The organism is Streptomyces sp. NPDC104831, from assembly GCF_055583025.1.
This window is the reverse complement of the sequence record NZ_JBVJOT010000046.1, coordinates 63,024-73,143: the sequence shown is the minus strand read 5'-3', so window position 1 is coordinate 73,143 and position 10,120 is coordinate 63,024. Positions and strand designations below refer to the sequence as shown.

The window sequence follows — 10,120 nt, the reverse complement described above, 5'->3', positions numbered from 1 at the left end:
CGCGATCGCCTGGGCGGAGGAGGCCTGGGCCGGGGCGGCGTGAGCCGGGGCGGCGGTGAGTGCCATGCCGGCGGTGGCGGCGGCCAGGGCGGCGGTGGTGAGGGCCTTCTTCGGGGAGGCGATGCGGCGGATGATGGAGACGGTCACGGAGTACCTCTTGCGTCGGGGACGGGGGTGTCGCCCGCATGGGGTGGGCCACGGGGTGGTCCGGTATGCGTCGGCGCCGCGGCCCGCTGTGGGCTCGTGGCGCCTGGCGACGTCGTCCAGGTAAGCAGCCCCGGAAGGTGCCCGCAATGACCCCTTTTACTAGTGGTGGCCGGATTCGTGAGGAGTGCTAAGTGTGTGACGTGGGCCTCACTCCGCAGGTCAGTAAGGGTGCGTAACGGGTTGAACCGGGCAAAGCGGTCTACGATGCCGGATCATAGGTGACGTGCGTCATGTGGGGTCCTTCACCGGGCCGCTCACGTCACGCGCCCGGATCCGTGCGCCGCGTCACCGCCCGGGACCGTCGAATGTGACCGCGGTCTCGAAGGCGGCCCGCCGGGTCGCCCGGCGCAGCGCCCGCAGCACCGCGGGACCGAGCGCGAGGGTCAGCACCACCGTGCACAGGGCCCGGCCCAGGTCCCAGCCGAGGGAGGTGGCCGTGCAGTACGCGACGAAACGGGCCAGGTTGGCGGCGACCGGATCCCCGGCGACGAAGGAGATGCCCGAGGCCCCGCCGCCCATGAAGGGCCAGCCGGCCAGGTTCATCACCGTGCCGTAGGCGAACGCGGCGAGGAAGCCGTAGACCGCGAGCAGCAGCAGCTCGGCGCGACCGCGCAGCCGGACCGGGCCCGGGAGCAGACCGGCGCCCATCGTGAACCAGCCCATCGCCAGCATCTGGAACGGCAGCCACGGCCCGACCCCGCCCGTGAGCAGGGCGGACGCGAACATCGTCACCGAGCCCAGGGTGAAGCCGAAGCCCGGCCCGAGCACCCGGCCGCTCAGCACCATCAGGAAGAACATCGGCTCCAGGCCCGCCGTACCGGCGCCGATCGGCCGCAGCGTCGCGCCCGTCGCCGCGAGGACGCCGAGCATCGCCACCGCCTTGGGGCCGAGGTCCGACTCCGAGATGGTCGCCGCGACCACCGCGACCAGCAGGATCAGCAGGCCCGCGAAGAGCCAGGGCGCGTCCTGGGCGTGGGCGCCGAGCCGCGAGCGGGGCGGGGCGAGGAAGGGCCAGCAGAAGGCGACCAGGCCCACGGCGCCGGTGAGGGCGAGGGCGGCGAGGGAGCGGGGGCCGAGGCGGACGGCGTGCAGGCGGCGGTTCACCGGAGGGCCTCGCGGACCTCGGAGACGGTCAGCCAGTGCTGGGGCGCCAGGATCTTCGTCACCTGCGGGGCGAAGGAGGGGGAGGAGACGACGATCTCCGCCATCGGGCCGTCTGCGATCACCTCGCCCTCGGCCAGCAGCACCACGCGGTGCGCCAGCTCGGCGGCCAGCTCCACGTCGTGCGTCGCCAGCACGATCGCGTGTCCCTGGGCGGCGAGATCGCGCAGGACACCGACCAGGCGGGCCTTCGCCGCGTAGTCCAGGCCGCGGGTCGGCTCGTCCAGCAGGAGCAGGGGCGGGCGGGCGGTCAGCACCACGGCCAGCGCGAGCGCCAGGCGCTGGCCCTCGGAGAGGTCGCGGGGGTGGGTGTCGTCGGTGATGTCCGGGAGCAGCTCGCGGACGAGGGCGCGGCAGGTGCCGGGGGCGGCCTGTGCGTCCTCGTCGGCGGCGGCGCACTCCGCCGCGACCGTGTCGGCGTACAGGAGGTCCCGGGGGTCCTGGGGGACCAGGCCCACGTGGCGGATCAGGGTGCGGGGCGGGGTGCGGTGGGGGGTGGTGCCGCCGACGGTGACCGTGCCGGCGGTGGGGGTGAGCAGGCCGACGAGGGTGCTCAGCAGGGTGGACTTGCCGGCGCCGTTGCGGCCCATGAGGGCGATGGTCTCGCCCCGGGAGACGGTCAGGTCCACGTGCCGCAGGGCCTCGGTGGTGTCCCGGTGGACGGAGAGGGCGCAGGCTTCGGCGAGGTGGGGGTGGCCGGTGGGCGCGGTGGGCGCGGGGCGGCGGAACGGGGAGCGCAACCGGTGCCGCCGCGGGCCGGGGGCGGGGCTGCCCACCGGGATCGGCGCGGGCCGGCGCGCGGGACCGTCGGCCAGCCGGTCCCGCAGGGGTCCCGCCTGGCGGCGGGCGTCCCGAACGGTCAGGGGGAGGGGGGACCAGCCGGCCAGGCGGCCCAGGGCGATGACCGGGGGGTGGACCGGGGAGACCGCCATGACCTCGGAGGGGGTGCCCGTGACGGGGGGCGCGCCGGGGGACGGGAGGAGGACCATGGTGTCGGCGTACTGGATCACCCGCTCCAGGCGGTGTTCGGCCATGAGGATCGTCGTGCCGAGGTCGTGCACCAGGCGCTGGAGGACGGCCAGTACCTCCTCCGCCGCCGCCGGGTCGAGCGCGGAGGTCGGCTCGTCCAGGACCAGTACCCGGGGGTGCGGGGTGAGGACCGAGCCGATGGCGACCCGCTGGCGCTGCCCGCCGGAGAGGGTGGCGATGGGGCGGTCCCGCAGCGCGGCCAGGCCCAGCAGGTCGAGGGTCTCCTCCACCCGGCGCCGCATCACCTCCGGGGCGAGCCCCAGCGACTCCATGCCGTAGGCGAGTTCGTCCTCCACGGTGTCGGTCACGAAGTGCGCCAGCGGGTCCTGGCCCACCGTGCCGACCACGTCGGCGAGTTCGCGCGGCTGGTGGGTACGGGTGTCCCGGCCGGCCACCGTCACGCGCCCGCGCAGCGTGCCGCCGGTGAAGTGCGGGACGAGTCCGCTGACCGCGCCCAGCACGGTGGACTTGCCGACCCCGGACGGACCGGCCAGCAGCACGAGTTCGCCCTCGGGCACCTCGAAGTCGACGCCGGCGACGACGGGTTCGGCGGCGCCCTCGTACGTGACGCCGACCTCCTCGAAGCGGATCACGACGGCTCCCTGGGGATGACGAGGGCGGGCAGCAGGGCGAGCAGGACGGCCGCGGCGGGCCACAGCGGGAGGGTGGGGGCGACGAGCGGCACGACACCGGGGTGCAGGGCCTCGGGGTCGCGCGCGGAGGCCAGCGTCAGCAGCGCGGCCACGGCGGCGCCGGAGCCCGTCACCAGCCAGGCCCGCGCTCCCCAGGGGTCGGGGCGGTACCGGGTGCGCGGGGAACGCCGGCCGCCCAGCCGCAGTCCGGCGAGCGCGGCGACGACTCCCGCGAGGAGGACGGGCAGCCCGTAGGCGCCCCCTTCGGCGGTCAGCAGACCGTACGTGCCCGCGCACACGCCGAGCAGGCCGCCGAGGGTGAGGGCGGTGGTCGTCCGGCGGACCGGGGCGGGGACCTCGGCGGTACGGCCGTATCCGCGGGCCTCCATGGCGGCGGCGAGGGCGACCGAGCGTTCCAGCGCGCCCTCCAGCACGGGCAGTGCGACCTGGAGCAGGCCGCGCAGACCCCGGTCGGGACGGCCGCGCAGGCGGCGGGCGGCGCGCAGGCGGCGGACGTCGGCGATCAGGTGCGGGGCGAAGGTGAGGGCGACGACCACGGCCACGCCCGTCTCGTACAGCGCGCCGGGCAGCGACTTGAGCAGGCGGGTGGGGCTGGCGAGGGCGTTCGCGGCGCCGACGCAGACGAGGAGGGTGGCGAGTTTCAGGCCGTCGTACGCGGCGAAGAGCACGGCCTCGGCCGTCACCCTGCCGCCGAGGCGGATGCCCTGCGCCCAGTGGGGGAGGGGGACCTCGGGGAGGGTGAGGAGGGTGTGCGTGCCGGGGATGGGGGAGCCGAGCGCCACCGCGAACAGGACGCGGATGACGACCACGGCGAGGGCGAGGCGGACGAAGGCGGCGTAGGAGCGGGCCCAGGGGGCGGGGGAGCGGTGCGTCGCCACGACGTACCCGGAGGCCGTGAGGAGGAGGGCGAGGAGGAGGGGGTTGGTGGTACGGGTCGCGGCCACGCCGAGGGATATCGCCCACAGCCACCAGGCACCGGGGTGCAGGGCGGGGCGGAACCGGGAGGGGCTGGCTCCCGGCGGACGGTGCCGCGGCCGGCCGCTCGCGTGGGGAACCGCGCGAGCGGCCGCGGTGTCGCCGCGGTCGCGGGACGGGCCTCGCTCACCCGGACGCATGGCGCCGCCGTCGGGACTGCCATATCGCTGCGCCCGCCAGCAGGGCCACCACCCCCGCGCCGATCGGCAGGCCGAGGGACGGACCGGAGCCGGAGGAGCCGGACCCGGGGGCGGCGGCGGGCTCGTCGCCGGTGGAGACCTGCTCGCCGCAGCCCGTCCGCGGGTAGCCCGCGATGGCGCACAGCAGGGCGTTGGTGTCGTAGCGCAGGGGTCCCGCCACCGCGGCGAGGGCGTCCGCGGCGGACGCGTCGGACGGCACCCGCGCGCACGCGGTCCGCCGCCCCGGCGGGACCTCGCCGGACGGGGCGTCCGCGCGCGTGCCGAAGTCGAGCACGAGGGCCACGCGCTTGGACCCGGGCTTCGCCGGGGTGTCCGCGCAGACGGTGCCGAAGTCCGCCGTGCCGCGCGGCCGGTTCGCGTCCGCGGAGTCCGCGCTCACGGTGAACCGGAACCCCTGGACCGCGCCGTCGCCGGGCCGGACGGAGGCCGGGCCCTGGGTCGCGTACGTCCAGTGGTCGCCGGTGCGCTCCCAGAAGGACCAGTAGCGGTAGCCGGTCGCACCGGCCCGCCCGGCGCAGGCGAGGAGCAGCAGCGCGGCGGCGAGCACCGGCACGGCACGGCGGACGGCGGTCACGGCTGCTGCTTCTTCCGGCCGCTGATGAGGAAGCCGACGCCGATGCTCGCGACGAGGCAGACGCCGAAGATCCACCAGCCCCGGTTGCCGGAGTCCTTCTCCTCCTCCTGCTCGTGCCCGCCGGAGGCGTCCATCCGCGGGGCCGGGCCCAGCGCGTTCAGGGAGCTGACCAGGCTGGTGCCGTTGAAGTCGCCCGGCTGCTCGCCGAGGGCGTGGGCGGCGAGGATCAGCTGGGCGTAGGCGGCGGGACCGCTCTGCTTCGCCCACGGGCCGGCGTTCTTCTCCAGCCAGGCGTACGCCTTGCGGGCCGGTGCGACCCGGCCGTCCGCGGCGAGCGCGACGACGGCGTCCGCAGTGTTGCCGAAGTCGGGCTGGTCCTTGGCGCCGGGCAGGGTGGACCGGAGGTGGCCGGACTCGGCGACGGCCGCCGCGAGGTAGGCGCCGGCGTTGTCGGCGACCTGGGTGCGGGAGGCCGCCTCGGCGCAGGTGTCCTTCGCGGGGGCCTTGCCGGTACGGGCGGCGAAGCCCTTGCCGAGCGCGCCGAGCAGACCGGCGGCGGTGGCGTCGGCGTTGGGCAGCAGCTCGCCCTTCTTGTCCGGCTGGTAGGCGAGGGCGCCGCCGCCGTCCTGGTCACAGGGGATGGACCAGGCGGGGAGGGCGTCGTAGGGGGACTTGCCCGAGACGTGGACGGACGCCGGGTCGGTGCCGGCGGCGGCGAGCGCGCCGATGACGACCGAGGTGGAGTTGGTGTCGCTGGGGTCGCCCGGGTAGTAGCTCCAGCCGCCGTCCTTGTTCTGGACGGACTTCAGCCACCCCACGGCCTTGTCCACCGCGCCGCCGTGCCCGCCGGTCGCGGCGAGCGCCTGGACGGCGGCGGCCGTGCTGTTGGTGTCCGGCTTCGGCTTGTCGTCGCAGGGCTTTTCGGGGGCGGCCCGGAACGCGGCGAAGGCACCGTTCGCGCACTGCTGGCCGGTGAGCCAGTCCACGGCGGCGGAGGCGGGCCGGTAGCCGAGCGTCCGCTGCGCGACCAGCGTCAGGGACTGCCGCCACACGCCGTCGTACGTCGGGTCCCCCTTGCCGTACAGCCCGGCGGGGGCCGCGGTCTTCGGGGACGGGGACGGGTCGGCGGCCGTGGCGGGCGCGGCGGCGGCCAGCACGCCTACGGCGGCGAGAGCCGCGGCACTGCGGCGGACGTTCATGGTCGGCGACTGCCTCTCCTGCGGGGAGCCGGGCGGCGCGGGTGACACCCGGGCGGCTCGGCTCCGTCAACCTCGACGGTGCCGTGCGCGGCGGACCACCGGCGCACGCGAGCCGTCAACGACCCGGCGGAGGCGCCCCGCCCGCTCCGGCCAAGCCGGTGACGCGGCGAAGACACCGCCGGAATTGCACCGGCTTCCCCCCGTACGGGTGTGACGACCCCGCCACTTTACCGGCCGCCCCGAGCGGGCCCGGCGGTGGCTGTGGCAGTGGTCTTCGCGGTCCCTCGCCGCGACCGCGCGGGGGCGGAGAACCCGCGGGAACCACGCACCTGTTCGGCCCGTTCCGGGGTCGGTCCCCCGTGCTAGGCGGCGCAGGTGCGGGGGGCCGGGTGGACCGTGGCCGTGAGGTGGCGGGCCATGGCGCGCAGGGTGTGGGCGCACTGGGCGGGGGTGTCGGCCGTGGCCACCCAGTGGGCGAGGCGGTCGCCGGGGCCGGCGTGCGGGGCCGCCGTCACCGGGGTGCCGGTGCGGGCGGTGAGGACCATGCGCTCGGCGGACGGCTCGTGCGCGGCGGCGGGGTCCAGGCGCAGGTGGGTGAGGCGGCCGGTCACGGCCGGATAGGCGAACTGGACGGCCGCCGCCCGCTGCCGGGTCGGGGTGACGTCCGGGAGCCCGCCGGTGGCCAGCGTCGCGGCGGCCCCCACCAGGTCGACCCCGGTGGCCCGCTCCACCAGCAGCGGGATCAGATCGCCGGGCGGATGCGGGGCGACGCCCAGGACGCGGGGGCCGCGCGCGGTCAGCCGTACCGTGATGTGCGCGACGGTGTGGGTCAGTCCGAGGGCGCGCACGGCGCGCTCCACGCACTGGCGCAGGAAGCGGTTGTGCAGCAGGCCGTCGTGGGCGTGGACGCTGTGCCGCAGCGGGCGGCGGGCGGGCGGCGGGCCCGGGGTCGTACGGGTGAGCGCGACGATGCGCACCTCGTCGTCCAGGACGACGGCCTCGGCCGACACCGGTTCCCCCTCGGTGTCGGCCGGATCCGCCGTCGGCACCCGGTGCCGGTCCAGCAGCGCCCGTAACGCCGGCGGATCGGCGCAGGTCACGGCCGTCTCGTACGGCAGGCCCGGTAAGCCCAGCCGGGCGGCGAGGCGCGCGGCCGCGGGCAGGTGCCGCGGGGACCAGGTCAGCACGCCGCCGACGGGACGCCCCCGTAACACCGCGGCCGTCCCCTCCCCCTCGGCCGGGTCCGCCGCCAGGTGCGCGGTCAGATGGGGGCGGGCCCAGTCGGCGGGCGGGGACGGGTCGACCAGGAGGACCGGGTGGGCGGCGGCGACGCGCGCCAGCGGGAACTCGCCGCAGACGTCCCCGCGGCCGGCCCCGAGGAGTACGACGGGCTGGGCCATGGGCCTGGACCTTCCTCGGGGGGAAGGCGATCAGGAGCGCCCCGGGTGCCGCTCCCCCATAGGCGGCACCCGAGGCGGGTCGGATCTTGCTCTCCGTGCACTGATCCTCACCCACCCCGCATCGAACTGTCAACGATAGCTGCGTAATTGCGCAGGGAGCCTTGTCAGATCTGGTCGCCGAGGGGGCAACCTAGTAGCCTCGCGCCCAGCCGGCGAACGGAAAGACACGCAGGGGGGACTCGGTGAGTGACGCCTATGCCGCACTGGCCGAAGTGCTGGACCGGCTCGGCGAGCTGACCGGACGGCCCGGCCGGCTGCCGGAGGCCCTGGACGTGGCCGGACTCTCCTACCGCACCGGCATCCCCGTGGGCGTCGTCGTCGACCTGCTCTCCGGCGGCCGGGCCGGCGAGACCTGCCTCGCCCACCGGGTGCGCCAGCGGCTGGACTTCATCCGGGAGACCCGGCGCCGCCCGGACGGCAAGCGGTACTCCCTGGACGAACTGGCCCGGATCGCCGGGACCAGCAGGCAGTGGCTGAGCGAGTGGCGCAAGAGCGGCATGCCCAGCCTGGAACACGCCGACCGGCTGCGCCGCTTCTTCGGCCTGCCCGCCGGCTTCTTCACCGCCGACGAACCGGAGGCGCTGTGCGAGGCGCTGCAACCGGTGCTGCAGAGCCTGGAGGCCGAGGCCGACCCGCTGCTGCGGCTGCGCGAGAGCGGCCTGATCCGGCTCGCCGCCCGGGCCCCGCAGATGAACGCCCGGCAGCTCGCCACCCTGGCCGACCTGGCCGAGATGATCATCGCCTCGGAGAAGGCGGGGGACACCGGGCGTGCCTGAGCAGTCCGCCAAGACCCCGTGGCGGGCGCGGATCCCGCGGCCGGCGGCGTCCCCGCGCCCCGGCTCGCCGAAGCGCTTCCTCGACCGGCTCGTGCGCGAGACGGTCCGCACCCTCACCCCGCCGACCACCCCCGAGGCGTTCCTGCACGCGCTGTGCGCCACCCTCGGCCCCCGCCTGGACCGCCCGGTCAAGCTGCGCTTCGTCGCCTTCCCGCAGGGCCTGGACATCTCCGGGATCACCCTCGCCCGCGAGGAGGACTACATCGTCGTCGTCGAGGAACGCGCCCCCGACCCCCACAAGTTCGTCATCGCCGGGCACGAGATCGGCCACATCCACCACGGCACCCTCGACGTGCACTACGCCACCGGACTGCCCGCCGCCGCCCGCCGGCTGCTCTCCCGCGCCGAGGACGACATCCCCTGGGACCGGGTGGTCGCCATGGCCACCCGGTCGCCCGCCGCCGAGGCGGCCGAGGCCGAGTGGGAGGCCGAGGAGTGGGGGCTGCGCCTCGCGGCGAAGTTCTCCAAGGTCGTCGGGCCGGGCGCGGCCGGCCGGATGACCCAGGACACCCTCACCGACCGGCTGTCCTCCTCGCTCGGCAACATCGGCGGCCCCTGATGCGCTGGGACATCTCCGGCTCCTGGGTCTCCTACGCCGTCCCGGCCGCCCTGTTCGCCATCGCCTTCGTCATCAAACTGCCGCTGCTGCGGCGCGCCTGGCAGGACCCGATCCTGCGGGCCACCGCCGTGCTGCTCGGCATCGGCACCCTCGTCTTCGTCTCGCTGCCGCCGGCCAACCTGCACCGCATCAACGTCCTCACCGGCGTCACCAACTTCGCCGCCCTGTGGGTGTGTTCCCTCGCCACCGCCTACTCCGGCGCCTGCCTGTGGCTCATCATCACCTGGCGGGAACCGCCGTCCGCCGCGCGCCGCCGCCGCACCCGCCAGGTCGGGGTGGCGTACGCCGCCGTCGTCGCCGGGCTGTGCACGACGTTCCTGCTCGCCGACCACGACGTGGAACGGCTGCGCGACCTCGACACCTACTACGCCGGCACGCCGTGGATGCGCGAGTTCATCCTGCTCTACGTCGTCGCCCACACCGCTTCCGCGCTGGTCGCCGCCCGCCTGCTGCGCGCCTGGTACCGGGAGGTCGAGGACGCCTGGCTGCGCCGGGCGGTGATCTTCCTCCAGGAGGCCTACGCCCTCGGGCTCCTCTTCGACGCCGCCAAGCTCACGGCCGTCGCCGGCCGGTGGAGCGGCCGGGACTGGGACTGGCTGTCGACCTACGCGGCCCCGCCGTTCGCCATCGCCGAGGCGGCCCTGGTGGCCGTGGCCTTCATCGTCGGACAGGCCGGTCCGCTGCTGGCGGAGCGGCGCCGGCTGGTCCGCGACCACCGGCGCCTGAAACCGCTGTGGCAGGCCATGCTGACCATCGCCCCGCCCGCCGCGCCCGCCGTCGGCCGGGTCAGCGGCGCCGCCCTGCGCCTGGAGCTGCGCCGGGCCGCCATCAACGACGGCCTGCTCAAGCTGGGCCCGTACCTGAGCACGTCCCGGCGGGAGCGGGTACGGCGGGCGGCGACCGCGGCGGGCTACCCGGAGCCCGTCGCGCGGGGCATCGCCGGGGCGGTGGACCTCCGGTTCGCCGCGGCGGCGCTGCACGCGCCCGACGACCGGGCCCGCCCGGAGGACGGCAGCACCGGGTTCCCCTGCGTCCCCGACAGCGAACTGGAGAACGTCTCGCACGCCCTGCGCAACCACGAGGCGGCGATCGAGAGGTTCCACCGGCAGGCCCTCGCCGCCGAGGGCCTCGGCGCGCGGGACCTGGGCGCCCCCGCCTGACGGGGCGGAACACGCGAGGTGCCGCGAGGATCCCGCCGAAGGAGCCG

General features: G+C 76.1%; 9 protein-coding genes and 1 pseudogene. 3 read left to right on the top strand and 7 right to left on the bottom strand.

Going from position 1 to position 10,120, the window contains the following annotated elements:
• The 7 genes and pseudogenes from ACZ63H_RS28070 to ACZ63H_RS28040 all read right to left on the bottom strand — a co-directional run.
• A pseudogene (locus ACZ63H_RS28070) lies at positions 1-147 on the bottom strand (lytic transglycosylase domain-containing protein); the annotation flags it as partial.
• 345 nt (positions 148-492) lie between these two features.
• Positions 493-1,347: an ECF transporter S component gene (locus ACZ63H_RS28065; RefSeq protein WP_469869683.1), complete on the bottom strand. Its 855-nt coding sequence runs from the start codon at positions 1,345-1,347 to the stop codon at positions 493-495.
• Positions 1,308-2,990 (bottom strand): ABC transporter ATP-binding protein, encoded by a 1,683-nt coding sequence (locus ACZ63H_RS28060; protein WP_469869677.1) that lies wholly within the window; start codon positions 2,988-2,990, stop codon positions 1,308-1,310. The genes ACZ63H_RS28065 and ACZ63H_RS28060 overlap by 40 nt, the downstream gene beginning before the upstream one ends.
• Positions 2,987-4,165: an energy-coupling factor transporter transmembrane component T gene (locus ACZ63H_RS28055; RefSeq protein ID WP_469869675.1), complete on the bottom strand. Its 1,179-nt coding sequence runs from the start codon at positions 4,163-4,165 to the stop codon at positions 2,987-2,989. The genes ACZ63H_RS28060 and ACZ63H_RS28055 overlap by 4 nt, the downstream gene beginning before the upstream one ends.
• Positions 4,152-4,799, bottom strand: coding sequence for an SCO2322 family protein (locus ACZ63H_RS28050; RefSeq protein WP_469869673.1), 648 nt, complete (start codon positions 4,797-4,799; stop codon positions 4,152-4,154). Before ACZ63H_RS28050 ends, ACZ63H_RS28055 begins: the two co-directional genes overlap by 14 nt.
• Positions 4,796-5,998: a prenyltransferase/squalene oxidase repeat-containing protein gene (locus ACZ63H_RS28045; protein WP_469869671.1), complete on the bottom strand. Its 1,203-nt coding sequence runs from the start codon at positions 5,996-5,998 to the stop codon at positions 4,796-4,798. Before ACZ63H_RS28045 ends, ACZ63H_RS28050 begins: the two co-directional genes overlap by 4 nt.
• A 362-nt stretch (positions 5,999-6,360) precedes the next feature.
• Positions 6,361-7,398, bottom strand: coding sequence for a hypothetical protein (locus tag ACZ63H_RS28040; protein WP_469869669.1), 1,038 nt, complete (start codon positions 7,396-7,398; stop codon positions 6,361-6,363).
• 242 nt (positions 7,399-7,640) lie between these two features.
• Between ACZ63H_RS28040 and ACZ63H_RS28035 the strand changes: the two genes are divergently transcribed.
• From ACZ63H_RS28035 to ACZ63H_RS28025, 3 genes are read left to right on the top strand one after another with little or no spacing between them, the layout of a single operon-like run.
• A complete protein-coding gene (locus tag ACZ63H_RS28035) occupies positions 7,641-8,234 on the top strand; it encodes an XRE family transcriptional regulator (protein ID WP_469869667.1) in 594 nt (197 codons plus the stop codon).
• On the top strand, positions 8,227-8,853 hold the full coding sequence (locus ACZ63H_RS28030; protein ID WP_469869665.1) for a hypothetical protein: 627 nt from the start codon (positions 8,227-8,229) through the stop codon (positions 8,851-8,853). Before ACZ63H_RS28035 ends, ACZ63H_RS28030 begins: the two co-directional genes overlap by 8 nt.
• On the top strand, positions 8,853-10,073 hold the full coding sequence (locus ACZ63H_RS28025) for an MAB_1171c family putative transporter (protein WP_469869663.1): 1,221 nt from the start codon (positions 8,853-8,855) through the stop codon (positions 10,071-10,073). The genes ACZ63H_RS28030 and ACZ63H_RS28025 overlap by 1 nt, the downstream gene beginning before the upstream one ends.
• The last annotated feature ends 47 nt before the right edge of the window (positions 10,074-10,120 follow it).

Coding starts and splice junctions, on each gene's coding strand:
- ACZ63H_RS28055 (WP_469869675.1), bottom strand. CDS start 4,165: ATGCGTCCGGGTGAGCGAGGCCCGTCCCGCGACCGCGGCGACACCGCG.
- ACZ63H_RS28025 (WP_469869663.1), top strand. CDS start 8,853: ATGCGCTGGGACATCTCCGGCTCCTGGGTCTCCTACGCCGTCCCGGCC.
- ACZ63H_RS28040 (WP_469869669.1), bottom strand. CDS start 7,398: ATGGCCCAGCCCGTCGTACTCCTCGGGGCCGGCCGCGGGGACGTCTGC.
- ACZ63H_RS28045 (WP_469869671.1), bottom strand. CDS start 5,998: ATGAACGTCCGCCGCAGTGCCGCGGCTCTCGCCGCCGTAGGCGTGCTG.